Raw genomic sequence first — 26,190 nt, forward strand, 5'->3', positions numbered from 1 at the left:
GAGCGACCCTCACTCCATCACGACCGACCGGCCTTAGCCCAATCCGTTGCGCAGGACAGAGGGCGTCTGCCCGCGAATCGAGGGCGAAACAGCGGACCGGCCGCGCGACATGGCGAACAACGGTCATCGGCCCCAATACCGTTCGAGCTTTCCAGCTGAAAGTGACAGGGACGTGAGGACCACCGAGTAATGCGAGTGAGGGTTAGAACCGGTGTTGAAACGGTCATCGCATCGGCGGTGGTGGCGGGGTGACTGCGGACTAGCGACGTAGCGTGAGCGCGGGGTCGGCCACTCCCGGCGCAAACCTGTGAAGCCACAGTTCCACCGGCCTTGTCGAAAGGCTGGGTGACGCCTCGACCTGCCCCTACTGCGACGTAGAGGATCGGCTCGAGCCCGGTGCGCGCTCACCTTCGATCTCGGTAGCCTGGTGCCTGACGGTGACGAGCGGGCAGGATGGGGACCATGAGGACAGACGCGCACGTCGGCATCCGCGCTCCACAACAGCAGCGCGCCCGCGTCACCCGAGATGCGATCGTGGAATCTGCGGCAGCGGAGTTCTCGCGGCGCGGTTTCGGTGGTGCATCGGTGAACGCGATCCTCGGCGCAAGCGGCCGCACCAAAGGCGCGATGTATTTCCACTTCCAGTCCAAGCACGACCTGGCTGTTGCTGTTGTCGATGCTGCTGCGCGCCGCTACTCGGCCATCGCCGAACCGTGGCGTACCGCACCGGAGGATCCTGTGACTGCGCTCGCCGGGCTGATCGGCGAGGTCACCGCCGCCATCGTGGACGAGCGTGTCTTGCGTGCAGAACTGCGGCTCGGTATCGATCCGGACTTCCCTTTCGACGCTACCCGCGCAAGCCAGGGCTGGGAGGCCGTGGCCCTCGAACTCGTCGTGTCAGCCGAGCGAGCGGGTTGTTTCACCGCACCGTTCGGTCCCATACGGTTCGTTGCGGCGATGGCGAGCATGCTCGCCGGCTGTGGGGTGATGGCTGACATCACCGACGACCCGATCGCACTACGGGGACGGTTCGACGAAGCGACGGACGCGGTCGTGGCCGCGATGACCACGTCGGACGCCGCGGCACGCTACCGATCCCGAGCGTTCCGGGACGCATCCATCGAGTGATGCGCGGTCACGTATCCGCACCTGCACCGATCGGTCTGTGGTCGTTCGGAGGTTCACGCTCATGGTGTTGCGGGTGCTCGCTGATTTTCCGGCACATGCTGCGGGTGAAGGGGAGGTGTCAGTGATTGCAGCATCAGATCGACGCTGTGAGTAGCTGTTTCGGTGCCGCCGAGGCCATTGCGTCGTCCTCGTGCGATGGTGCCCGCGAGCGCATCGACCACCGCACCGGCGATGCCCGACGCCTCCGCCGCGCACGCGCGGTCCGCACCTTCTACCGCGGAGGGGAGTGCGTTCGCCCGGGGTGGGTCGGCGCCGAGAACCTCGACCAGCCAGTGTTGCCAGACCCGGTAGATGCTGCGCAGGCCGGTCGTCGTCGCGACCGGGGACATCTCGAGAGCATGCATGGCCTGGACTACCGGATCCGATGCTGCTAGGTCGATGGCAGCGTGCGCGAACGCACGGACGCCATCGATGGCGGAACCGGTTGACGACACCGCGGGCGTTCCGGGTTCGGATGCCGGATCGGTTTCCCGCAGTGTGCTCGATCGCCCAGCCGTCGAGCGTGGCGCCGTCGCGCGTGGGGTTGTTGTGTGTGATGTCGGACTGCACGGTGCGCTGGCGCGGTGGTGCCCGCGTCGGTAGACCTCGGCGAGGAGTTCGTTCTTGTTGCGGAACAACCGATACAGCTGATCGCGGGCAAGCCCGCTTTTCTGCTGCACCAGGTTCATGGTGACCGCGCCGTAGCCGTGGGTGATCACAGCGTCGGCGCATGCGTGAATGATTCGGGTGCGTTCGTGGGGGCGCTGTGCACGGTCGGCGCCGGTGGGACGGTGCGGCGCTGTTGTCTGCCGCTGCTGATGTGTTCTGGTCATGGTCGTAGTCGATCGGTTCGGGCGTGGCCGTCGTCGCGGTCTGGTCGGGGTGTGATCGCGCCCGGCGGTGGGAGTGTAGGTGTGGACGGTCTGGTGACCGATATCGGGTCTGCGTCGTGTATGCGGTCGCGGCCAGCGATTTTGGCGTGGTAGAGCGCGTTGTCGGCGGCGCGGCCGACGTTGTCGATGACAGTCTCCACGGTGTCGAGAGGGCTTTCGCTCGGATGCGAGGTGCGTACGTCGGGCTGCGAATCGACGGCGGGGCCCGGCAGCTGCTGCATCGACCAGTCGGCTGTGGGGTTCGGTGCGGCGGTGACGGTTCCGATACTGACTGTGACGCCGGTGTTGGCGCGGACACGGTCGAGGATGCGGTGTGCGAGCCTGGGGTCGAGGTCGGCGGGGGTCAGGAGGAGGAACTCTTCGCCGCCGATGCGGGCGAGCACGGAATCCGCCGGGGCATAGTTGTTCAGGACTGCGGTGATGGTGTTCGCCACGGCGATCAGGGCTCGGTCGCCTCCGGTGTGACCGAGGGTGTCGTTGACTTGTTTGAAGTGATCGATGTCGATTACCGCGGCGCGGATTCCGGTTCCGCGGCGATGGACGCTGTCGAGCAACGCCCGGGTGGGTTCGAGCATGCCGCGCCGGTTCAGCAGCCCGGTGAGGGGATCGGTGTCGGCGAGGGCCTGCAGTTCGGCGTTGACGGTTCGTAGTGAGCGGGCGAGGCCGTTGATCACCAGTACTGGTATCAGGACCGTGGTCACAGCGGCACCGATGGCGATGAGAGACACTACCGCTCCGGTTGCGGCGAGGTCGGTGGCGGTGACGATGGTGGCCATGACGACCGAGAGGACCGTCAGTGTGGTGGTGATCCGCGGAGGGGAGCCCGATGCTGCGATGGCGGGCACGATGGCGAGCATCGCGGTGACCGAGCGGGTGGCTGCCGGGTCGGCGATCACGTAGGCCGAGACGGCGACGCCGGCCATCCCGCCGGCGCCGAGAACGGTGAACTGTCGATCGGTGAGCCGTCCCACCCGGGCCGCGATGAGCACCGTCACCGCAGTGAAGCCGGTGATCACGGTCAGCACCGGTAGGGCGCCGGGTTCGAGGAACGTCGGGGAGATCACGGCGATGATCAGCATCGGGAGGGCCCCGGAAGCGCTGACAATGACCATCTTCGTGCGCATGTCCCAGCGAGAGATAGGGGACGGCACGGTCGCCGCGTTCACCACACGATCACCCAACACACCGCGGCTATCCATGAGGCATTGCCGTACCTGGTCATTGACGAGACCGGTCCCGCATAGTTCGTTCGGCCGTCTTACGTGTACTCCGCGTGTGCGTCGATCGTGTCCGCATCACCTGCACGACTGCGCCGACGGCGAAGGCGGCGAGCCCGGCCAGTGACACCACCAGAACCAGCAGCGCGGTGACGAGAACGGGAATCAGAACCGAGTACACGAGGCACCCCTTGTCTGCGTGACTCGTTGGCCGGGTAGTGGCTGTCGTCCAGCGCGCCCGATCCTGGTCCGGGTGTTGTCACTGTCGATGGTCTCGGTTGTTGTGACCGGACACGAACAGTTCATTTGTGCATTACAGCAGATCTCGATTTGTCACGGGTGTCGGCGCTGCCGAGTACGATCCCAACGCGCTCCGGCCACTCGTATACCTGCGAACGCAGGAAGCAGCGGCGTTCAGTGTCCCCCTGTGGCAAGTGCGTCTCTACCCGCGGTGCATTTACTACGTATGCGGTCGATCAGGGTGTAGGTCGTCGGTGCACCTGTGATCGGCTCGACCGGCCGCCGTGACATGTGCTGCTGGTGTCGTGGGGGTGTGGGTCGGTGGGAGCGGACCACGCATCGGGTACCGCGGCCGATGTGCCGCGGCCCGGCGGCGAACGCGTGATGTCAGCACCACGGAGGTGGCGGCCGCGGTGACGAGTGCGGCGTCGCGGCTACCGGCGATTGCTCCGAGCACGACAAACAATGACACCGCGGCGGCCGCATCGAGCGCGTTCCGTACCGATGGCGTGTCGACGAGAACCCGCACCTCCGAACTCACGGGCTCGGCAATGGAATGTCGGCCGGCGGGCGGTTGGGCACTTTGGTCACGACCTGTCGGTGACTACGGAACCGCCCGCCGTGGGGGTGTCGGCTGGGGCGATGCCGGTGGTGGGGACGGCGGTGAGATCGTCGTCGTCGGCGAAGATCAACGTTCCGTCCTCGGCGGCGATCGCCCACCGTTGCGGCGAGGCCCAGTCCCGCCCGAGCCGGTCCGCCGGCACCAGATAGCGCCCGAAATCCTCGACGAGCCGGCCCGTAACCGTGGCGCCGCGGCCGCGTCGTAGTTGTACGAGGTCACCAACTGAGAAGGTCGGTGTGGTGACATCTCTCGAATCGTTCACCGCGTCAGTGAAACAGATGGTCCCACCTGCACAGGACATCGCCCAGTCGAACACCGCATGAGGAGGTGCTACCTCCCGCCGTCGTATGCGCGTTCTGATGTCCGAGTCCGACTTCCGTAATCGGCATGGCCCGCCGGCCGGGCCCCCAGAGACTTTGGCCAATTTCCTTTCCCGGTGATCGTCGACTGCGCTCAGACGACCAGCGCACGATGGGTGCCGATCTCTAAGCATCAGAGCGCGGGGCCTGCGCGAAACAGTCCCATCGGTCTGGTAGATATGTGCGATGACGACTCCCGCGGGGTGGTACCCGGATCCAGCAGGTCAGCCTGAGCATCGTTGGTGGGACGGATTCCAGTGGACATCGGCGACCCAGGCGACCAGTTCCACCCCGCCGGTCCCTCCGGCCACTGGTCCCTCCGACGGCTCCGCTCGTAGGCCGGTGTCGTTGTTCAATGGAAAGCGGCGAGCGCAGGAACTGCAGGAGCAGGTCGATCGCCTGTCCGCGGTGGTGGAACGGGCAGGACTCGGCGGGGTCGTCAACGCCGAGGCCGAACTGGCTCGTATCCAGAAGGAAGTGGCAGCGCTCCGCGGTGAGCGCACGGTGTTGGCCGATCAAATCCGCGCTGCCCGTAACGAACTCGTCGAGACGAAGGCGCAACAGGACCAGCAGTCCGTCGGCTACTACGCGTACCACCATCCGGCGGAGACCTCGATTCAACTCAAGAACGAGCTCGAACGGGTGCAGTCCGAAATCAAGGAACGGATCAGAACGAAGGCCGCGATCTGGGCTACGACGAACTTCACGTTCAACAACTCCACCGCACAGGGCCGGAAGTTCGTGACCGAGATGTCACGAATCATGTTGCGCGCCTACAACGCCGAAGCCGAGAACTGCGTGAAGACCGTCAAAGCCGGCAACCTTGCGGCCGCGAGTCAGCGCCTGACTAAGGCTGCAGAGCAGATCGCGAAGCAGGGGCAGATGATCGATCTCCGGGTCACCGACGGATACCACCGACTTCGGCTCCGCGAGCTGGAACTGGCGGCAGATGTGCATATGAAGGTGCAGGAGGAGAAAGCCGCCGAGCGAGAGCGCCGCGAGGAACTACGCGAGCAACGCAAGGTTCAGCAAGAGCTGCACGCGGCGCGGGCGAAGATCGAGAAGGAACTCGCGCACTACAGTAACGCCGTCGCTGCCCTCGTCGCGAGTGGGGATGTCGCGGGTGCGGAACGGTTGCGGATCAAGCTCGCTGACGCGCAGCGCGCGCTCGACGATGTCGAGTATCGGGCTGCAAATATTCGGGCGGGCCATGTGTACGTGATCTCGAACATGGGGGCGTTCGGGATCAACATGGTCAAGATCGGAATGACGCGCCGGCTGGAGCCAATGGACCGGGTGCGCGAGCTGGGGGATGCATCGGTGCCGTTCCGGTTCGATGTGCACGCATTGTTCTTCGCAGACGATGCAGTATCCGTGGAAGCGGAGTTGCACCGGGTCTTTGCGGATCGCCGGGTAAATCAGGTCAATCAACGGCGCGAGTTCTTCTACGCGACTCCGGCCGAGGTGCTCGAAGCTTTGCGTCGCAATGTCGGCGAAGTCATCTCCTTCACCGAGGAGCCAAAAGCCGAGGAGTACCTGGTAAGTATCGGTAAGAGGTCAGCGTCGTTCTGAGTCGCCAGGGAAGCTACGGCTTATTCGTCGTCCGAGTTCGGAGGAAGGTGCGGGAGGTTGTCGATGATGGCTTCCGGAACGACGGACCAAAACGGTTTTGCATCAGCTCGCGGTAGAAGAATCGTGCGCAAAACGGGGATATCTGGCGGAACAGGAGAGGTGCTGGTGGCGGGTGTCGGTGTCACAGGATCCGCTGCCGCTCTCCTTGGTAGTTCGACCGCTTGTCCGTCGCACTCCACCGCGGTCCGCTATCGTTCAGTGCGGTCCGAGGCGCTCACAGTGTGTGTAGTTCGGTGTCACGAGGGTGTCACAAGTCGGTACATTCATCTATGTATCGCAACGGCTCGAAATGGACGAAAACCATTGCAGAGTAACAAGTTATGGAGTCCAAGCAAGTGTGCCTGGATCCACTTTGAGGGACTTAAATCCGCCAAGTGTCGGTTCGAGTCCGACTGGGGGCACCTGAGTCCATATGGATCCGCAATTTTGCTCTTGAACAGGGCTTTTCGGCAAGAGTCGTGGACTGCGGTAGACTGTGCTGTATCTGAATGGACAAGCGAGGCAGCGGATTCGAAATCCGAACAGCGCTTGGTTTCGCCATCCCACCGATTGCATTCCCGCAGGTCACAGCTGTGTGGTCTTCGTTGATGAGGTTCAGTGTCACGACGCCGTCACAACTCATATGAACTTGGTTTCCCAATCTGGGGATCGGCCACGAAAGGGTCTGCGCCGCAACTCAAATCGGTCTTACGAGATCCTGGCTGAGGTAAGACGCGAGTGCTGATTTGGCTGACGGGTGGGTTGGCCTGGTAACTGTGCCTATCGTGGCGTAAGAGCCCGATGAACGGCCAGGGTTTCATACCCCGCCGGGTTGCCATCCACCGCCCGTCTGCGCCGACATTCATTCGGATGACGAACCAGCTATGTCAGTTGTTCGAACGAATGAATAGGTCACGGATGGGAGTCGTCTCGGCGCGGAGGTTCTCGGATGTTTGATCATGCCTCCGGGCACGGGAAATTCACGCCGCCCGACAAGGACGCATCACCGTGTGTGCAAAATCGTATCAATATGATACTTTTCGACGCATGGCAACCATCCTCGATCGGATCGTCGAATTCACGGCGGACCGCCGCGGATATATCACCACACGCCAGGCGAGGCATATTGGCATCGACCCGACTCAGCTCAGGTTGCTGACGGCTCGGGGCCAACTCGAGCACCATGCACGCGGGGTCTACCGCGTTCTTTCAACGCCAACCGCAGCTCACGACGATATGGCAGAAGCGGTCGCGTGGTCGCTCGGACGTGGTGTCGTATCCCACGCGTCCGCGCTGCACCTGTACGGACTGCTCGAGGAGCGCCCTACCCCAATCTGCATCACCGTTCCGCGGGACAACTACCCAAGATCAGCAGGATCGGACCGCTACCGTATCCGCCGCAGAGACCTCAACACATCCGACGTCACCGAACATGTCGGCATTGCAGTCACGACCATCGAACGCACTCTGCGTGATTGCGCTGCCGACGGCATGGACATTGACTGCTTGACGGGCGCGATAGATAAGGCAGTCTCGGTCGGTCTGCTCGATCGCAAGACTGCCCAAGAGCTGAGAGGTATTCGCTGGCCAGAGCCGGCGAATCTTCGATCCGCCGCTCTCGCGCGGCTCCGAATTCAATCCGTGGATGCGACAACTCCGATGTCACCGTCCCGGTTGGCCGTGCTCAGCTCGTTCATGCGGCTCGCTGTGGTCGACGGCTACAGCGGGGTGACGATGCGTAGCTTGGCGGGAGCTCTGAACATGAAAGCGCCAAGCCTGTACAGCCACTTTCCCGGAGGCCGTGACCAAATCGCCGCCGAAGCACTGCGATGGAACTGCTTCGCATTCGCCCAGAGCGCGGTGCAAGCGGTGGACGGCGTCAACGATCCGGACGAGTTCTTCGATGCACTGGTGCGCAACCATGCACTGCAGCAGTTCGCACTGGTTCAGAATGACATCTTCGACCTCATCGTTGCGTCCGACAGGATCACGGGAACTACCCTTCCCGAGAACATCCGCGATGAAGTACTCGACCTGTCGGACGTCTACCGCCGTACGTTGTTCGCCGCCATCCGGGATATCGGCTTCGTCGGTGAGGTCGCTCTCGTGGGGGACATCGCGATCACGGTGCTGGACGGGGTGAGTTCCTGGACGCGTAATAGCCCTGGCATGACAGACGACGCCGTCGCCGATGCCGCGTTGACTACCGTCCGAGCGGTACTTGCAGCGCACTCGACTGCAGAGGAACGTCGCAGCGCCGAGTAACTGGCTTTCCTGTGCCCCGACTTGCAAGCCCCGCGGACGAAGCCAGGATCGCGCTGCTTCCCTGCTCATGGCGGCGTCGTGCCACATCTCGTTCGGTTCCGGCGACGGCTGGCTCGTGCACCGCTCGTTACGCGGCCGTAAAAAGCTAACGAAAATTAGCCCATACCGTTTCATTCGGTGCTAAGTTCTGAACTACCAGAACCCCAGCGGACGCCGTCGACCGAGCTGGTGGGGCTCAGTGAAACAACCCCGCCAGGGGACAACTTGACCGAGCGCGGCTCATAACGTCCAGAATGGATCGAATTTGATTTCACCTCAATCCCCGTCCACCTAAGAAACGTAGGCAAATACTCGATCTTCCGCTACGCGGAGTGCCACGCATCTCGTATTGGCTGACCTCCAGGTCTGCTCGAATACGCTGCTGTCTCCGGTTGCAGCACATTCTCACACCACGATCACGCCACAGGTCCCGGTCGCGAATCCTCGACTCCGTACGACGACTGGATTCCTCTTCAGCCGGCATCGACGGCGACAAGAGCTTCCGGCCACAGGGTCCCAGTTTATTGACGCGCTGACCAATGCACTCGAACCACAGATCGAAGTAGGCCCCGAGCCTGCTCCTCAGAAAGGAAGACATCGATGAGCACTGTTGCTCAACAAGATTCGCGAACCATCATCAACCTCGAGGGACGGCATGCGTTGGTGACCGGCGCCGCGTCCGGCATCGGCGCAGCCACGGTCGATGTTCTCAAAGCTGCTGGTGCAACAGTCGTGGGAGTCGATCTCACAACCCCTACCTCGACATCGGCCGACGCATTCGTCGAGGGCGACGTCACCGACATCGCGGTGCGAAGTCGGGCACTGGATTTCTTGGCATCAGCACCGAAAGACGCCATCCTCGTCAACAACGCTGGAATTGCACTTCAGCGGACCCTTTCGGACACCACACCTGACGAGTCACGGCAGGTCTTCGAAGTCAATGTGTTTGCGCCGCTGTTCTTCACGCAAGAATTCGCCTCGCGGGGGTATGAAGGAGCGATTGTCAATCTCGGTTCGATCATGAGCTTCGGCGCCGAACTCGGAACCGGTGTGTACGCAGTGTCGAAAGCCGCTGTCGCGAATCTGACCCGACTCGCCGCACTGGAATACGGGGGCAGGATTCGAGTCAACGCTGTATGCCCAGGGTCCATTCGAACCGAAATGGGTCTGGCATCGTGGATCGGCCACCACAGCGAGGACATGGTGGAGTCACGACTGTCCGCCATTTACCCGATGGGGCGAATCGGGCTACCCACGGAAATAGCCCAGGTCATTGCATTCCTCTCCAGCGACCTCGCAGCATTCGCCAATGGAGCGGTGTGGACCGTCGACGGTGGGCTCACTGCCGCAACTGCCGAGCGCGGCCTCGAAGTGCTCTGAAATCGCACGAGATACGAAACTCCACCACCCGCTACGAACAACCCACTTCGGGTGAAAAACACCGCTGTCGGACGGTCGAGACGGCAGACATTCGTAAGAGAAGGGCTACAGACAATGGACAATTCATCCACTCGCCGACCGGGCGAGCTCACCAAGACCGGTAGAAGAGTGCTATGGGCTTCGCTGACCGCAGCAATTCTCGTGACGGCGGCGTGTAGCACCGGGACGACATCCGATTCTGCTTCAGGAGAGGGTATTTCGGCGCCATCCACCCTCCCACCGTTCGTCTCATCGGCCGATGAGGGGCAACCGACCAGCTTACCTCGCAGCATTGGCTTTCCGCAGTCCACCACGAACGAATACGACAACGACATCGCCGCCGGTCTACGAGCTGGGGCCGCCGACACAGGGATGGAACTCCAGGCAGCGGTAAGCGATGGCGATCCCCAGCGACATACGCAGATAACCGACCAGTTCCGGACCTCCGGTGTCGGCTCGATCGTGACGAGCGTCCTCGATCCGGCTGCGCAAGAACCTGGTCTGCTCGCGGCCATCGAACAAGGCATGGCGGTCCAGACAGTGGTCATGGGTCCATCGACGTCGACAGCCAACGCACCTCAATACGAAATCGGAAAGGCACTTGCGCTGGCTGCCCGCGATTTCATCGAAACCTCACTCAATGGCAAAGCGACAGTAGCAATTCTCAACATCGACTCTGTGGAATCTGTTCGGCCGCGCTACCAGGCAATTCGAGACGTTCTCGGTGATATCCCCGGTGCGAACATCGTCGGAGACGTAGAGCCTGCAACACAGGACAGTCAGGCAGGGTACGAAACTACGGCGACTTTGCTGCAGAAGGATCCACAGATCGACGTCGTACTGGGCGAAGACTATTTCGGAGTCGGCGCCTTGGCCGCTATGCAAGCCAGCGGACGCGATCTGAGCAAGGTGTTCATCGGCGGAACGAACGCGTCGAACGAACCACGGGACAACATTGCCAAGGGAACGGCATACCGAGCTGTGGTGAGTACATCACCCGCGATCATGGCGTACTCGATGGCACGCCACGCCGCCGACTGGGTCGACGGCAAGGCAATTCCTCAGGGCATGTGCATCGTTCCGTTGGTACTCGATTCCCCTGCCGCGGTCACCGCCTTCGAGAACGACATGAATGACCTCAAAGGCACGTACGAAAATCCCGAACGACTCTCGAAATACCTGACGTTCCTCGGTTCCATCTCCTACGAGACCCGAGATCAGTGGTTCACCGACACCTGGACACCCACCACGTGCAGCGACCAGTAGACGAGAGGTCAACGAACATGAACGCTCTCTCCCTTGCCCGGACGACACCCTCGACGATTGCACCCGGCCCGAATACACGACGACTCGGGCTTCTCGTCGTCGTCGCACTACTCGTGGTGCTGTTCAGCATTCGCCACAGCTCGTTCCTGACACTCGACAATGCACAAACGACTCTGTTGAACATCACCAGCATCGCCATCGCCGCCATGGGTTCGGCGATGCTGTTGATCAGCGGTCACATCGATTTATCGATCGGCGGCATGTACGCGCTGATCTCGATGGTGGTCGCGTTCGTTGCAGTACACGCCGGAATGACCGCAGCCGTACTGGCGGGACTACTCGTGGGTGCCTGCCTTGGTTTCACCAACGGTGCCTTGGTTCGTCTGCTGAAAATCAGTCCGTTGATCGTGACGATCGGCCTGATGTCCGTGTATGGGGGCGCCGCGTACGTGGTGAGCAGCCAGTCCATCTTCGGATTCAGCGACGGGTTCTTGGCAATCGGGCGCGGCAGTCTGGCCTCGGTACCCATTCCCACGATCGTTGCTGTCGTGACCGTGATCCTGGTCGGCTTCTACCTCACCCGCACGGTCGGCGGAATGCGCCTGTACGCAGTCGGCGGCGACAAGTTGGCTGCCCAGCGTTCCGGCGTTCGGGTCGGACGGACAGTCCTGGCGGTCTACACAGCGAACGGGCTCCTGATCGGCCTGGCTTCGATTCTTACCACCGCACAGCTGGGCAGCTCATCACCTGCGCTGGGTGCGAACTTCTCGTTCGACGTTCTCACCGCAGTGATTCTGGGCGGCGTCGCGTTCGACGGCGGGTCCGGACGACCGATCGGCATCGTCATCGGAGTCCTGACCATCGGTGTTCTCAACGCGGGCTTGGTGTTCGAAGGCTTGCAGTACTGGTGGCAGGAAGTGGCCAAGGGTTCCATTCTCCTACTGGCACTGGCAGCAGATCAGGCGAGCACGGCTCACCGAGCTCGCAAGTCCGCACGTGGGCCGGTACCAAGTTCCTCATCAGTCGCTGGAGGCCAGAACACCAAGACCACTGCAGCAGCCTCCGCACCGTTGACTCCCGACTCGCAAGCTCCTGGCGAGGTCGCCTTCGAGGTAAAGGACGTTTGCAAGAGCTACGGCGCTATGCAGGCATTGGAGCCCCTCTCGATGTCCCTTCGCAAGGGGGAGGTCGTTGCGCTTCTCGGCGACAACGGCGCGGGCAAGAGCACGCTGACCAAGATCATTTCCGGAGCCGTGCAGCCTAGTGGGGGCTCGCTTGTGCTCGACGGCAAGCCGGTCGAGTTCACCGAACCCGCCGACGCCCGTCGGGTCGGCATCGAGACGGTCTATCAAGACCTGGCGCTGTGCCCCAATCTGAACATCGTCCACAACATGGCACTGGGTAAGGAGGCGACGAGACGGTGGCTCGGAGTCAGGATACGAGATGATCGGCAGGCCACCAACGAGACGGCAGCCAAGCTCAGCAAATTGGCAACTCGGTCGTTCTCCCCGCTCACGCAGGTCGATGCCCTGTCCGGAGGTCAACGCCAAGCCGTGGCGATCGCGCGCGCAATCGGTGACAACGTGCGGCTCGTGTGCTTCGACGAACCGACCGCCGCACTGGGGGTGACACAGACCGAAAACGTCCTGCGACTCGCGCAAGCCACTGCCAGGCAAGGCGCCGCAGTTCTGATGGTCACTCACGACGTGGCTTCTGTGAAAAAGATCTGCCACCGCGTCGTCGTCCTTGCCCGAGGTCAGAAAGTCCACGACGGCCCGGTCGACGCGCTGACCGAGCACGAATTGATCGATCTCATGTCCGGACGGCCACGGGCACACAACTGACTACGACGCATTCAAGAAAGGATTTGCTGTGACCGATGATTACGAACGGGCGGCGTGCTACTTCAGCTCGATGAGCGTTGCCCCCGGTGAACCACTTACTGTCCATTCCGCGGCGCGAGGCCACGACACGTGGCATCTGGACATTTATCGGATAGTCGGAAACGAGGGGACCAGCTTTTATCCCCGCATGCAATGGCAGGCTCGAGCTCCGATAAACCCCGTCCGTTACTCCTCCTCTCAGCCCGGCCCGCCGACGGTGGGCGGCGCCGATTCTCACGGTTGTGGATGGCCGGGAGAGCGCGTGCGTGACGCTGTCGCGCACGACTGGAAATCGGGACTGTATCTGGCACGAATGACCACAGAAGCGGAGCCGGCTCGGACCTTTCCAATGCAGTCGCCGAACCCGCGTGCGGCCGGTGGGCCCGGAGGCGCATGCGCCTTGTTCGTCGTTCGCGGTGGCCACCACAAGCACCGCGTTTTGCTTCAGCTGGGTGTGGCTACGTGGAATGCGTACCATCTCTGGAACGATCAAAACCTGTACATGGGCGACGTCGGTGACATCTACGGTGAGGACAGCTACGAACTGCGCACACCGATCGTCTCGTTTCAACGTCCCGGGATTGGGTTGTCCGGGCGTAGTCGGATTCATACTTTCCCGCCGATCGCGTTCCAGTACACGGTGCCGTTCATCGAATTTCTGCGACAAGAAAATATCGACATCGACTACTGCACTGGCATCGATATTCACTCCGGCGCCGTCGACTTATCGAACTACGATCTTCTGCTGACAGTAGGACACGACGAGTATTGGTCAGGTCCTCAGCGCGATGCCGTCGATGCGTTCCTGGCACGCGGTGGCAATGCAGCATATTTCGGTGGCAACTTGTGCTTTTGGCAGATCCGCTACGCCGATGACCTCGCCAGCTACGAATGCTACAAACGTTCCACGCACCTCTCTGGAGGAGAGCCGCTCGACCCGATTTATCGGTCGCCGGACGAGAACCCCGGGTACGACAACAGCGGCGTGACCGTCGAATTCTGGACCGACCCGATCAATCGATCACCCATCAGCACGATCGGCACCGAGATGAGGGCCTTCGCCACCGACAGGGACGGTGCTCGCGTCCCGACCGTCGGTGCAGCGTGGTGGTGGGAAAATTTCTATGGTCCACCCAGACCTCCGAAAGGCTTCACCGTCAGTGTTCCCGAGCACTGGGCTTTGGCAGGCACCGGGCTGGAGAAAGGCCAGGTTTTCGGCGAGAGGCAAAAAATCGTCGGATTCGAATGCGACGGTCTCGACGTCGAATGGCTCGATCACGATGTGCCGGTGCCGTTGCGCCCGGACGTGGCCACCGACACGACCATCCTTGCTTACGCCGATTGCAGCGACTGGGAAATCACCGCCGACGACCTGGAGTCTATGCCGCCCGGCGTCAAAGGCCGCGACATCGTCGCGTCGGCGGGCGGATTCGTGACGATGATTCATGCTCAGCGCGGCCAGGGCCAGATTTTCAATGCACCGGTGACGGATTGGGCGCACACGCTCATCGACTTGAACGACTACACCGAGATCTACACCACCCCGCGACCGGTGAACCCCGCATCCCCCGAAGCCCGCAGAATCACCCGGAATGTGCTGGAGAAGTTCGGAGGAGTAGCCCCTTCCCACGACTTCGCCACGAAGTGACCGATCCACCTGCGCGGTGTGAGTGCACGTTCACACCGCGCAGGTCGCCGGCGGAGAACCTGACAGTGACTGAAGGTCCCGGTGGCGTTCGAACACCAGCAAAATCGCACCGTGATCGCCGATACTGCGATCACGGTGCGAAGGACAAGAAAACAATCGACCATCCGACGACGGTTCCCGACCAGAGTTTGCTGTACAGAACACCTTCCGGCATCACCGGCCAATCCCGGCGTCGTACTCGCTAGAGACGCGAAGTCACTTGTCGATAGCTTCTTTGGCCTGTTCGGGCGTTTCGAATGCCGTGAAGCGGGGTGCTTTGCGAACAAGAACAGGACCGATGATCGCGATGAACGTCAGCAGAACCAGCGGAAGGAGAGGCATCCAGGCGATACCCATGGTGTCCACGACAGCGGTTATAGCTGCTGGACCGACGAACATTCCTGACACGCCGATCGCGTTGACCAGACCGATGTTTCGGCCGGAGTTCTGTGGGTCCATACGACCGGCAGCAGACAGCATGATAGGGACGATGCACGATACCCCGAGTCCCACTAGACCGAATCCCACCAGTGCTTGCACCGGGGAGGTTGCGGTCATCATGCACGCAGCACCGAGTGCACCCATGACCCCGCTGCCACCCATGACCCCCTTTTGGCCAAATCGTTCGGTGAGCCTGTCGCCCATCATGCGCCCGACGAATTGTGCGCCGGAGAACACCGTGACGGCTATTGCGGCGGTCCCGGCGGTGGTGTCGAGGGTTCGGCGAACGAACTCTTGGCCCCAGTCGTAGGTTGCGTTCTCGGCGAGGTAGGAGACGAAGGCCAAGAGACCGAATCCGACCATGACGGAGATGCCTACGTATTTGGTGACAGACGGCTTGGATGCGGGTTCCGGATCGGCGACTTCCTGACGTGCGTCGACGACCGGAACGTCGATTTCTTCGTCTTGGCGAAGATACATTCGTCCGAATACGTAGCCGAGAATGGACATCGTCAGTCCCATAGCCAGGAAGGGGACTACTGCGCTCTCGGTGAAGGATCGGGCGAAGGCGCTGCCGACGAAGCCGAAGAGGAAACCGCCAGCGGGGTAGGCGGCGTGGAAGGACGAGATTATTGGTCGACCGTAGTGGCGCTCGAGCTGAACCCCGTTGACGTTAATGACGATGTCGACGAATCCGCGCAGTGTGCCTGCGAGCAACCCGAACGCGAGGAGTACAACCATGCCGTCGAGAAATGCCAGGGGCAGGTACAGAAGAGGGTAGATCGTCAACGACGGAATCGCGACGTTGCGGCATCCCCAACGGTCGATCAGCGGCCCCGATATCGCGCAACCGATAGCGAAGCCCAGTCCGAGTGCGAACGCGAGTGAGCCGAAGCTCGCGTCACCGTCATCGCCTTCCCAACCGAGGCTGAACCGAAGCGACGTGGTGCTCGTCGACCACATGACGATGACGGCGCCCAATTGAAAGAACCCGAAAAATGTTGCTAGACGCGACCATTTGAGTCGGCGGGAGACCGCAGGGTGCGTGCTTCTGGTTTTTCTCACAGTTCATCCTCGATAGTTGGGAAGTCGGTTGCGCGACGGTGCACAACCCCGGAATGCGTTGCGTCAGCGAGACGCGCGTGGGCCCGATTCGGACAATTCACGCTTACGAACGGACGTTAGCCTATCGAGGATCTGTTTCGCAGACGTTTCAAGCTTGAAAACCCGAATTTCGTTCGTGCAGGCTCGGATTCGTCTGGGCGCAGTATGTGTTCACCGGAAGCCAGGCGGAATCACGCCTCCCGGATTCACAAGCTGACGCTCGCCTTCTAGTGCGAATTACGGGGACGACACGAGAAGTAGGTTGCGGCAAGGCCAAAGCGTGTGACGGCATCCGGCACGCTCCGACCTCGCTGCAACCCAATTCAATTCGTCCTCGTTACGCGACGCCTTCTGCTCGCGCTGCTGCCGCAACTGCGTCCGCAACGGCCGGGGCGACACGCGGGTCGAGTGGGCTCGGGACAATTTTGTCCGTCGCCAACTCGTCGCCGAGAACCGAGAGGATAGCCTCGGCAGCGGCGAGCTTCATGCCTTCGGTGATGCGGCGTGCACCGGCGTCGAGAGCGCCCTTGAACACGCCGGGGAAGGCGAGCACATTGTTGATCTGGTTCGGGAAGTCACTGCGTCCGGTCGCGACGATCGCCGCGTACTGCGCGGCGCGGTCCGGGTGGATTTCCGGGTCCGGGTTGGAGAGGGCGAAGACGATCGAGTTCGGCGCCATCGACGCGATGTAACTTTCGTCGATCTGACCTGCCGAGACGCCGAGGAACACGTCGGCTCCGGCGAGCGCATCAGCCGCTGTTCCGGTGACGCCGCGCGGGTTGGTGCGCGCGGCGAGTTCGGTCTTCACCGTATTCAGGTCACCGCGATCGGAGGAGACGATGCCCTTCGAATCGAGAACCACCACATCCGAGATTCCGGCAGCGAGAAGAATGTTGGCGCACGCAACACCTGCAGCGCCTGCACCGGAGATGACGACCTTCAGTCCTGCGGTGCCGCGGCCTTGGACCTTCGCTGCACCGTTGAGCGCGGCAAGGACGACGATGGCGGTGCCGTGCTGATCGTCGTGCATGACCGGGCAGTCGAGTGCCTCGATGACGCGTCGCTCGATCTCGAAGCAGCGCGGGGCCGAGATGTCCTCGAGGTTGACCGCGCCGAAGCTGTGGCGCAGACGCACGATGGTCTCGACGATCTCGTCGACGTCGCCTGTGTCGAGGACGATCGGGATGGAATTGAGTCCGGCGAAGTTCTTGAACAGCGCTGCCTTGCCTTCCATGACGGGAAGGGATGCGCGCGGGCCGATGTCGCCGAGGCCGAGGACGGCGGACCCGTCGGTGACGACGGCGACGAGACGGTCGGTCCAGGTGTACTGCTTGGCCAGCGCATCGTCCTGCGCGATGGCGCGGGACACCTGCGCGACACCGGGTGTGTAGGCGATGGACAGATCGCGCTGAGTCTCGAGCGGGGCGGCGAGCTCGACGGAGAGCTTCCCACCGAGATGGCTGAAGAAGATCTCGCTGTCAGGGATGTCAGCGACGGAGGCCGTCGTGATTGTCATACGGGTTTCCTTGCTTCGTTGTGGTTAGAGTGCTTTGAGTTCTTCGATGACCGAGTTGACGGACTTCTTGGCGTCGCCGAACAGCATCGAGGTGCGGTCCGCGGTGAACAGCGGGTTGTCGATACCTGCGTAGCCCGAGGACATCGAGCGTTTGAGCACGATGACCGAGCGGGATTCGTCGACGTTGAGAATCGGCATACCGTGAATCGGGCTCGACGGATCGTTGCGCGCTGCCGGGTTGGTGACGTCGTTGGCGCCGATGACGATGGTGACATCGGTGCGACCAAACTCGCCGTTGATGTCGTCCATTTCCTTCATCGCGTCGTACTCGACGTCGGCCTCGGCCAACAGCACGTTCATGTGACCCGGCATACGACCGGCAACAGGGTGAATCGCGTACTTGACCTCGACACCCTTGGACTCGAGGATCGACGCCATGTCCTTGACCGCGTGCTGCGCCTGCGCGACCGCAAGACCGTAACCGGGAACGACGATGACCTGCGACGCGTACGCCATCTGAATCGCCGCATCCGCAGCCGAGGTCGACTTGACCGTGCCACCGGACGCATCCGCACCCGGTCCCGCATCGGATCCGCCGCCTCCGAACGAACCGAACACGATCGCCGGAATCGAGCGGTTCATCGCCGTCGCCATCAAGTTCGTCAGAATCGTGCCCGACGCACCGACGATCATGCCCGCCACGATCATCGCCGTGTTGTTGAGCGCCAAACCAGCAGCCGCCGCCGACAAACCGGTCAACGCATTGAGCAGGGAGATGACGACGGGCATGTCCGCACCGCCGATCGGAAACACCACGAACAGACCCATCAGACCAGCTGCGATCAACACTGCGACGATCGTCCACCACGCCGTGCCGCCACCCGGGGTGGCATTGACACCGATGTAGATCGAGATGGCGACCGCCACGACCAGCAACACGATGTTCGCCAGCTGGAACGCCTTCGCGTTCTTCACGAACGCCTTCTCCACGTTCTTGTTCAGCAGTTCCTGCAGCTTCGCGAACGCCACCAACGAGCCCCAGAACGACACCGAACCGATCACCGCGGCGAACAGCGATCCGACGACGATGTGCACCGTCGGCTCCTCGCCATGATGGAACGCCGAGAAACCGTCGGTCTCGATGAACTCCGCCCACGCAATCAGGGCGACCGTGCCACCACCGACACCGTTGAACAGAGCCACCAGCTGCGGCATCGCCGTCATCTTCGTCCGCTTCGCCGGCGGAACACCCAGAACGACACCGATCAGCAGACCACCGGCGATCAGAATCCAGTTGATCGCAGCCGCATCGCGCACCTCGATCAGGGTCGCGACGACGGCAATACCCATACCGGTAGCGGCGATCCAGTTACCGCGCACCGCGGTCTTCGGACCCGTCAAGCCCATCAGACCGTAGATGAACATCGCAAAAGCGACGATGTAAAGAATGTTGACCAGGTTGTTCATCAGGAATCAGCACCCTTCTCAGCCACAGCAGCAGGTGCCTTCTTGGACTTGAACATTCCGAGCATGCGGTCGGTGACCAGGAACCCGCCGACGACGTTGAGCGTGCCGAAGATCAACGCGACGAACGCGATGATCCGCACACCCCACGACGCATCCTCCGGCAGACGGCCGAGCACGATCAACGCACCCAACACAACGATGCCGTGGATGGCGTTGGTACCCGACATCAGCGGCGTGTGCAGCGTGTTCGGAACCTTCGAGATGACAGCGAAGCCGACGAAGCCGGCCAGAACAACAATCGCGATGTTCGCGAGAAGAGCGGTGTACATCAGGCGTCTGCCTTCCTTGTCACGCAGGACTGCGCAAGGACCTCGTCGGAGAAGTCCGGCGCGACCGCGCCGTTCTCGTCGAGCATCAACTCGAGCAGGGCGGAAACGTTCTTCGAGTACAGCTCGCTGGCGTGCTCGGGCATCGTGGCCGGCAGATTCAGCGGCGAGCAGATGGTCACGTCGTGCTTGACGACGGTCTGACCCGGCTCGGTCAACTCGCAGTTACCGCCGGTCTCACCGGCCAGGTCGACCACGACACTGCCGGGCTTCATGCCCTCCACCGCAGCCGCGGTCACCAGACGCGGAGCCGGACGTCCCGGCACCAACGCGGTGGTGATGACGACGTCGAAGCCCTTGATCGCTTCTTCGAGCGCTTGCTGCTGCTGCGCGCGCTCGTCGTCGGTGAGTTCACGGGCGTACCCGCCCTCACCGGCGGCGTCGATACCGAGATCGAGCCATTGCGCACCGACGGAGCGGACCTGGTCGGCCACCTCGGGACGCACGTCGTACCCGGTCGGGCGGCCGCCGAGACGCTTCGCCGTCGCCAACGCCTGCAGACCGGCGACACCGACACCGAGGATCAGCACCGTTGCCGGCTTGACCGTGCCTGCGGCGGTGGTGAGCATCGGGAAGAAACGCGTGGACTCCGACGCGGCCACCAACACGGCCTTGTAGCCGGCAACGTTGGCCTGCGAGGACAACGCGTCCATCACCTGGGCACGCGAAATACGCGGAATGGCCTCCACTGCGAACGCCTGCACACCCGCGTCGCCCAACGCGCCGATCTTGTTGTCCGCGTTTCGCGGTGCCAAGAATCCGATCAACGTCGAACCCGACGACAACTTGGCGATCTCCGCATCGGTAGGAGGTGCGACCTTGACCACGACATCCGCCGACCACGCATCCCCGATCTCCGCGCCTGCCGCCGCGTACAACTCGTCCGGAATCAGGGCCTGAACACCGGCGCCCGACTCGACCACCACGTGCACGCCCTTGCCGACCAGCGACGCCACGACCTTCGGAACCAGCGCCACCCGACGCTCACCGTCCCCGGTCTCACGGACCACACCGACGACGGATGTCTCGTGCATATCCTTCACATGCAAATCCTTCTGTGGATGTTCGTATGCCGGCCCGCCTCGACAGGGGTCCGGCTGTGGATACGACTGAGTGCGCGACCACATCGTCTTTAACAGGTGGTCGCGCACTCGACTCGGTCCAGCCCACGGGCTGATGCCGGGTTTGGTTTCAGTGGCGAGTTCCGAAGATTCGCCACAGCTTTCGTTTCGTCCGCGGATGTGGGCACTCCAGCGCGAGCCACGATTCGAGTAGACGAATGTCGTCGTCGCTGCTGTCCGAGCAGGATGTGAGTCCCTCAGCACGTGTAACTGTGCGCTCGGCTGCATCCTTTGCTTCCAAGGCTCGCATCAGCCTGTTGATGATGATGTCTTCGTACGCCATCGAGGTCGACCTTTCCCCGGTGTTCGGCACAAGTTCCACAGCAGCGGCGGTATCGAAACTGCCTGAGATAGAACGGTTTCAGAGACTCGAAAGTTCGTTGTCGTAGTATTCGATGCCTTCGCGGATTTCCCGAAGAGGGTCCACAGACATGTCGATTTCGGCGACGCCCCATCCGCTCCACTGCTTGGACTTCAGGATTCGGGTCCATTCGTGCCAGTCGACGACACCGCCAGATCCCATCACGCGGAAGTACTTGATCATCTCGTCGTGCCGCACCATCGGCGGTCCGCTGAGCGTGTGGGGTGGGAGGTGAACGGAGCAGTCCTTCCAGTGCAGGACCGGAGCACGGTCTGCGTGTCCGCGCGCGACAGCCAGCGGGTCGCCGCCATCGAGAGCAATGTGCCCGGCGTCGATGCACAGCTTGACCCGCTCGGAATCGGTCTGCGCCATCAGGGCATCGATGTCGGCGGTGCGCGAGGCAAGTGAGTACGCATCGGTGTGGATAGCGAGATGCAGCCCGGACCGCGATACGACGTTTCCGATGCCGTTCAGTTCTTCAGCGACCTCGCCCATCAGTTCTGGGTCGGTGGGTGCGTCGAAATCTGCCGCTGGTGCGTCGACGCCTTCGATTTCGGAGAATTCGGCGCGGGGGATCGTGCTGGTGATCAGCGTCGGGCAGCCCACCTCTCGAAGGAACTCGGCGTGCCCGGCAGTGTCGTCGTGAAGCTGTTGGCGGGCAGCTTGTTTGGCTGCCTCGTCTGGTGCGTCCAGGACAGCTTTGAGGTGGACGGGCAGTGCGTAGCTCGACGAGAGTACGAGGTTGCGGGCGTCGAGCTCTTTCTTGAATGCTGCCGCGGATCCGTAGGAGTTCAGCGCGTTCACCCAACCACCGGGGGCCGGGGCGAGTTCGATACCGCTCAGGCCGGCGGCGGCGGCACCGTCGAGCATGCGCTCGAAAAAGGGTTTCGGGTCGACGTCGACGCGCTTCTCCCACTCGGGGTAAGGGAGATCGGCCGGCAGATCCCAGTAGGTGGGGTTGAAGAAGGTGACGATATCGGTGCTCCACCGCAAGTTCAGGCTCATGCGGTCACCTCGTCGATCGTGACCCACTGGTGGCTGTCGGCGGACTGCATGACCGCGGAGATGACGCGCTGGGTGCGGGTGGCGTCGGCGAAGCTGGGGGACCCGGCCTGCTTGTCGACGATCGCACGCACGAACTTCTGCAATTGCAGCGCCGCGTCGTCGACGTAGCCCGAACCCATGCCGCCGAGTGGGTAGCGGTAGTCCTCGTGGTTCTCGTTCAACGTGATAGTGCGGAAGCCCTGCTGGTCGGGGTTATCGCTGACCAGGCTGAGCTTGATGTGATCGGAGTGGTTCCAGTCGAATTCGACCGTACCTCCGGTGCATTCGAGCTCGAAGAACATACGGTTCTTCCGTCCGGAGGCATAGACGGTACAGGCGAACGAACCGATGGCGCCGTTATTGAACTTGGCCATCCACAGGGCGGCATCGTCGAGGTACTCGCCCTGAAGGCGTTCGTCGTCGGGCAGCCACGCGGTGTTCTCGGCAGGGTCCTTGGCGCCGATAATTGCGGTGACGGAATCGATGTCCCCGACGAGGTACGACGCGAGATCGATGATGTGCGAGCCGATGTCGCCGGTAACACCGGAACCGCCCGCACCTTTCTTCGCACGCCACCCGCTCAGGACCCGGCCGAGTGCACCGACGTCCTGCGTGTAGTGAGCGCGGAACTGCAAGGGGTGCCCCAGGGTGCCGTCGTCGAGCATGCGCTTGACGAACGTCATCGCTGCGGCGTGGCGGTAGTTGAACCCGACCTGGCTGACGCCGGTGCTGGTCTCGGCGGCGGCCTGCATGAGGTCCGCTTCGGCGAGGTCGTTGCTGATGGGTTTCTCGACGAAGACGTGCTTGCCGGCGGCGAGTGCGGCGATGGCAATTTCGGCGTGAACGGCTGGGGGAGTGACGATGTCGATGATGTCGATGTCGTCGCGGGCGATGACCTCACGCCAGTCCGTGGACCAGTCCTCCCAATTGAGGCGTTGCGCAGCCGTTTTCGCGCGGTCTTCGTCGGCTTCGACGAGAACAGCTTTACGAATGGTGGCGCCTGTGTCTGCGGTGATCGGTGCCAGCGCCCATCCGAGGCTGTGGGCGTAGCCCATGAAGCCGCCGCCGCCGATGATGGCGACCTTGAGTTCGGTCATGTCGATGTTCTCCTTCACGTGCATCTGCCCGGTCGGGCGTGGGCAGGTTTGAATCAAGTCGGATTGGTTCTACGAGGTGGTCGCGTGTGCGGCCGTCGCGGTCTCTTCGTGGTGCGATTTTTTGGTGCGGGAGGCGAATTCGTTCAGGTCTGCCAGCGTCGGCATGGCCAATGAACACTGGGGCCGGGTCGCTACCAGCGCACCGGCTGCATTCGCTAGATCCAAGGTTTCCTGCAACGACAGGCCGTGAATCAGGCCGTGGCACAGCGCGCCGCCGAACGCGTCGCCGGCACCCAGACCGTTCACGACGTCGACCGAGATCGGTTCGGAGACAACGCGTTCGGTGCGCGTGCGGGCCATGACGCCGCGTGGCCCCATTTTGACGATTGCGAGTTCGACGCCGCGGTCGAGCAGTGCGTCTGCTGCGCGGTCTGGTTCGGATTCGCCGACAGCGACGCGGCATTCTTCGAGGTTGCCGACCGTGATGGTGACGTGGTCGAGCGCTTCGGATACGGCGGTGTGGGCGTGGTCTTCGTTGTCCCAGAACATCGGCCGGTAGTCGAGGTCGAGGACGGTGTTCGACCGGCGTCCCCGTGCTTGCCATGCGGTGTAGTGCGCCGAGCGGCTGGGTTCGCGCGACAAGCCGGTCGCGGTTGCCCAGAAGATCGGCGACTGCTCGATCAGATCGAGGGGCAAGTCACTGTCCTCGACATACATGTCGGGGGCGGTGGGCTTGCGGTAGATGTAGAGCGGGAAGTCGTCGGGTGGGAAGACTTCGCAGAACGTGATCACCGACTGCAAGCCTGGGACCGGCTTTATTCCGGTGTTGTCGACGCCGAGGCGTCCGATCTCGGCGCGCGCGTACTCCCCGAAAGGATCGTCCCCCGTACGTGTCACCAACCGCACCGAATTGCCCAGTTGGGCAACAGCGACGGCGACATTGGTGGCGCTTCCTCCGATGGACTTGCTGAAGCTTTCGATATCGGCGAGACCGACGCCGAACTGCTCGGGGTAGATGTCGATGCACACGCGCCCGACGGCGACGACGTCGGGGATGGTGTTGTTCGGTGCGTTCATGCTTGGGTCGCCCAGACTCGGTCGGTGATTTTCTGCAGATTTTTCGCGGCATGCGCGTTCAGGTACTCGCCTGGCTGCGGCGCTGTCGTGGCTTCGCTCCACACTGCGCGGCCGGCGAGGAAGCCGCTGGCTCCGCCAGTGACGGCAGCAGCCGCGGCGTCGGGGAAGTTTTCTCCGCTCACGCCGGAGGACAGCACGACCCACGGGCAGTACAGCTGTTCGGAGATCGCGTGCGCGGTGGACGTGGCGAGCTCGCGGTCGTGTTCGCCGGCGTAGACGACCTCGGTCTTGTAGAGGTCGGGATGCGTCTCAGCGAGATCGGCCGCTGCGGTAATCAGGGCGTCGGCGAATCCCTGCGGCGAGACGGTGTCGCCTTCGCGGGGGCGGACGACTCCTTCGAGGACACCGGGCAGTCCGAGTTCGCGGCAACGGGTCATGAAGGCGTGCGCGAGATCGACGGCTTCGCTGCGGCGCGCAGGGTGCCAGGGCAGTAGGAACTTCAGAGCCTTGGCTCCGAACTGCTCGACGGTCTCGGCGGTCACGGCGTCGTCGAGGACGGCGATGTCGACGGGGCCGCCGACTTCGCTCGAGGACAGGATGTCGGCAGCGAGGATGACCGGGCAGCGTGAGCTCTGCGCGGCGGCGAGGCCGAAGTCGCTGTCGAGGAGCACACCGCTGGCGGCGTCGCCGACTGCGCCGATGACCTGTGCTTTGAATGCGGTCAGGTCGTCGTCGGTGACGACCGCGTTGCCGCGGCCGGTGCTGAGCATGTGCCGCAGTGATCCGCGCTGGTCGACGGCGACCATGGTGAACAGGCCGCGTGAGTCGCGGAAGACGTCGATGGGGTTGGCGGAGCTGGTCGTGGAAGTGGTCGGGGTTGGGCTGTTCATCGAATTACCACCGGGTTGACAGGGGCGCCGCTGGCGCCGGAAATCTTCAGGGGGGCTGCGGTGTAGAGAAAACTCCACCGCTTGTCGGCTGCACAGGCGTCGGCGAGTGCATCGAGTTGGCAGAGCTCGGTGAACGTGACGCCGAGATTGCGCATCAGCGCGCAATGCAGCGGCAGTTGTAGTCCACCGGGGTAGAAGCTGAGTTCGTTGGCGATGGTGTCGGTGACGAGGTTCGGAATTTCCATCCGTTGGAACCAGTCGACGAGCTCACGGCTGTAGACCAGGCCTGGTTCGTTCCAGTCGCGGTAGAAATCGTCGCCGGAGCTGCGATAGTAGGAGCCGATCCAGCCGGTGCGAATGATCAGCACGTCGCGTGGTTCGATCGTCGTGTTCTGTGCCTGCGCGGCCGCGAGCAGATCGTCGAGTGTGATCGGTTCGCCGCTGTCGAGGACCTCTTTGCCGCGCGCGCGGGCGATGTCGATGAGCACACCGCGCCCGACCACGCCGCGTTCGGCGATCGGGAGCACCGATGCCTTCTCGAGTTCGCCGACGGTGGTGTCGGCGGGGTATCCGTTCCAGACCTGGTCGCCGTACCAGTAGTGGGCGAGCGCGTCGTACTGGGTCGAGCCTTGGGTGAACATTTCGATCTTGTCGTCCGCCCAGTGATGACCGTCGCTCGGTTCCGGTTCCTCGCCGCGGGCGAAGAAACCTTCGTCCATGACGGGGGTACGCACCGCCGGTTCGCGGCCCGGCCAGACCGGATCGGGTCGCTCCGGATCGCCGATAGGAACCTGCAAAGTGAACACTTCGCCACTGCTGACCGCAGCCACACCTCGCAGCACTTGTGCAGCGTCGAGATAGTTCAGGCTGCCCACCTCGTCGGCCGGACCCCACTTGCCCCAGTTCTTCGGGCTGTCGGGGCCCAGCAATGCTTCGATCGTCGTTGCGACCGGCTGGTCCAACTCGGGTTGATCCGACACGATCCTCGTCCTTTCATGCTGCGAGACAACGGTATTGA

Annotated in this window: 22 protein-coding genes; 7 read left to right on the top strand and 15 right to left on the bottom strand. The window is 62.6% G+C overall.

Translation table 11 applies throughout. The annotated features are described in order from the left end of the window. Positions 1-462 precede the first annotated feature (462 nt). A complete protein-coding gene (locus ACFULT_RS08015) occupies positions 463-1,128 on the top strand; it encodes a TetR family transcriptional regulator (protein ID WP_378481137.1) in 666 nt (221 codons plus the stop codon). A gap of 59 nt (positions 1,129-1,187) precedes the next feature. Here ACFULT_RS08015 and ACFULT_RS08020 read toward each other — a convergent pair whose 3' ends face one another. The 4 genes from ACFULT_RS08020 to ACFULT_RS08035 all read right to left on the bottom strand — a co-directional run bounded on the left by ACFULT_RS08020 (position 1,188) and on the right by ACFULT_RS08035 (position 4,401). Next, positions 1,188-2,000, bottom strand: a complete 813-nt coding sequence (locus ACFULT_RS08020) for a TetR/AcrR family transcriptional regulator (RefSeq protein WP_378481138.1) — start codon at positions 1,998-2,000, stop codon at positions 1,188-1,190. Next, entirely contained in the window at positions 1,997-3,259 is a 1,263-nt protein-coding gene (locus ACFULT_RS08025; protein WP_378481139.1) for a GGDEF domain-containing protein, read from the bottom strand. Before ACFULT_RS08025 ends, ACFULT_RS08020 begins: the two co-directional genes overlap by 4 nt. A 19-nt stretch (positions 3,260-3,278) precedes the next feature. Continuing rightward, positions 3,279-3,458, bottom strand: a complete 180-nt coding sequence (locus ACFULT_RS08030; RefSeq protein WP_378481140.1) for a hypothetical protein — start codon at positions 3,456-3,458, stop codon at positions 3,279-3,281. A gap of 646 nt (positions 3,459-4,104) precedes the next feature. Then, positions 4,105-4,401, bottom strand: a complete 297-nt coding sequence (locus ACFULT_RS08035) for a hypothetical protein (protein WP_378481141.1) — start codon at positions 4,399-4,401, stop codon at positions 4,105-4,107. A gap of 283 nt (positions 4,402-4,684) precedes the next feature. Here ACFULT_RS08035 and ACFULT_RS08040 point away from each other — a divergent pair, with 283 nt between their 5' ends. From ACFULT_RS08040 to ACFULT_RS08065, 6 genes are all read left to right on the top strand, one after another. Continuing rightward, on the top strand, positions 4,685-6,070 hold the full coding sequence (locus ACFULT_RS08040) for a DUF4041 domain-containing protein (protein ID WP_378481142.1): 1,386 nt from the start codon (positions 4,685-4,687) through the stop codon (positions 6,068-6,070). A gap of 1,086 nt (positions 6,071-7,156) precedes the next feature. Beyond that, the gene (locus ACFULT_RS08045) at positions 7,157-8,374 is read left to right on the top strand and encodes a type IV toxin-antitoxin system AbiEi family antitoxin domain-containing protein (protein ID WP_378481143.1); all 1,218 of its coding nucleotides are present in this window, start codon (positions 7,157-7,159) and stop codon (positions 8,372-8,374) included. A 639-nt stretch (positions 8,375-9,013) separates the two neighbouring features. Then, complete coding sequence (locus ACFULT_RS08050; protein ID WP_378481144.1) at positions 9,014-9,793, top strand: SDR family NAD(P)-dependent oxidoreductase; 780 nt, start codon at positions 9,014-9,016, stop codon at positions 9,791-9,793. A 114-nt stretch (positions 9,794-9,907) separates the two neighbouring features. Beyond that, positions 9,908-11,098: a sugar ABC transporter substrate-binding protein gene (locus ACFULT_RS08055; RefSeq protein ID WP_378481145.1), complete on the top strand. Its 1,191-nt coding sequence runs from the start codon at positions 9,908-9,910 to the stop codon at positions 11,096-11,098. A gap of 17 nt (positions 11,099-11,115) precedes the next feature. Continuing rightward, a complete protein-coding gene (locus ACFULT_RS08060) occupies positions 11,116-12,942 on the top strand; it encodes an ATP-binding cassette domain-containing protein (protein ID WP_378481146.1) in 1,827 nt (608 codons plus the stop codon). Positions 12,943-13,129: 187 nt separating this feature from the next. Beyond that, complete coding sequence (locus ACFULT_RS08065; protein WP_378481357.1) at positions 13,130-14,629, top strand: N,N-dimethylformamidase beta subunit family domain-containing protein; 1,500 nt, start codon at positions 13,130-13,132, stop codon at positions 14,627-14,629. A gap of 255 nt (positions 14,630-14,884) precedes the next feature. Here ACFULT_RS08065 and ACFULT_RS08070 read toward each other — a convergent pair whose 3' ends face one another. From ACFULT_RS08070 to ACFULT_RS08120, 11 genes are all read right to left on the bottom strand, one after another. Beyond that, positions 14,885-16,174: an MFS transporter gene (locus tag ACFULT_RS08070; protein WP_378481147.1), complete on the bottom strand. Its 1,290-nt coding sequence runs from the start codon at positions 16,172-16,174 to the stop codon at positions 14,885-14,887. Positions 16,175-16,550: 376 nt separating this feature from the next. Next, complete coding sequence (locus tag ACFULT_RS08075) at positions 16,551-17,729, bottom strand: NADP-dependent malic enzyme (protein ID WP_378481148.1); 1,179 nt, start codon at positions 17,727-17,729, stop codon at positions 16,551-16,553. Between the two features lie 24 nt (positions 17,730-17,753). Further along, a complete protein-coding gene (locus tag ACFULT_RS08080) occupies positions 17,754-19,196 on the bottom strand; it encodes an NAD(P)(+) transhydrogenase (Re/Si-specific) subunit beta (protein ID WP_378481149.1) in 1,443 nt (480 codons plus the stop codon). Beyond that, positions 19,196-19,525, bottom strand: a complete 330-nt coding sequence (locus ACFULT_RS08085; RefSeq protein ID WP_378481150.1) for an NAD(P) transhydrogenase subunit alpha — start codon at positions 19,523-19,525, stop codon at positions 19,196-19,198. Before ACFULT_RS08085 ends, ACFULT_RS08080 begins: the two co-directional genes overlap by 1 nt. Then, positions 19,525-20,616, bottom strand: a complete 1,092-nt coding sequence (locus tag ACFULT_RS08090) for a Re/Si-specific NAD(P)(+) transhydrogenase subunit alpha (RefSeq protein WP_378481358.1) — start codon at positions 20,614-20,616, stop codon at positions 19,525-19,527. The genes ACFULT_RS08085 and ACFULT_RS08090 overlap by 1 nt, the downstream gene beginning before the upstream one ends. A gap of 157 nt (positions 20,617-20,773) precedes the next feature. Further along, the gene (locus tag ACFULT_RS08095; protein WP_378481151.1) at positions 20,774-20,986 is read right to left on the bottom strand and encodes a hypothetical protein; all 213 of its coding nucleotides are present in this window, start codon (positions 20,984-20,986) and stop codon (positions 20,774-20,776) included. Between the two features lie 78 nt (positions 20,987-21,064). Beyond that, a complete protein-coding gene (locus ACFULT_RS08100; RefSeq protein WP_378481152.1) occupies positions 21,065-22,069 on the bottom strand; it encodes a sugar phosphate isomerase/epimerase family protein in 1,005 nt (334 codons plus the stop codon). Then, on the bottom strand, positions 22,066-23,205 hold the full coding sequence (locus ACFULT_RS08105) for a Gfo/Idh/MocA family protein (protein WP_378481153.1): 1,140 nt from the start codon (positions 23,203-23,205) through the stop codon (positions 22,066-22,068). The genes ACFULT_RS08100 and ACFULT_RS08105 overlap by 4 nt, the downstream gene beginning before the upstream one ends. A 69-nt stretch (positions 23,206-23,274) precedes the next feature. Continuing rightward, positions 23,275-24,282: a 5-dehydro-2-deoxygluconokinase gene (gene iolC / locus ACFULT_RS08110; RefSeq protein WP_378481154.1), complete on the bottom strand. Its 1,008-nt coding sequence runs from the start codon at positions 24,280-24,282 to the stop codon at positions 23,275-23,277. Next, positions 24,279-25,172, bottom strand: coding sequence for a hypothetical protein (locus ACFULT_RS08115; protein WP_378481155.1), 894 nt, complete (start codon positions 25,170-25,172; stop codon positions 24,279-24,281). Before ACFULT_RS08115 ends, iolC begins: the two co-directional genes overlap by 4 nt. Next, positions 25,169-26,152 carry a cyclase family protein gene (locus ACFULT_RS08120; RefSeq protein WP_378481156.1) on the bottom strand — a complete coding sequence of 328 codons (984 nt, stop codon included), beginning with the start codon at positions 26,150-26,152 and terminating at the stop codon, positions 25,169-25,171. Before ACFULT_RS08120 ends, ACFULT_RS08115 begins: the two co-directional genes overlap by 4 nt. Positions 26,153-26,190: the final 38 nt, after the last annotated feature.

The sequence above is a fragment of the Rhodococcus sp. NPDC057297 genome (assembly GCF_042667435.1).
Lineage (GTDB): Bacteria > Actinomycetota > Actinomycetes > Mycobacteriales > Mycobacteriaceae > Rhodococcoides.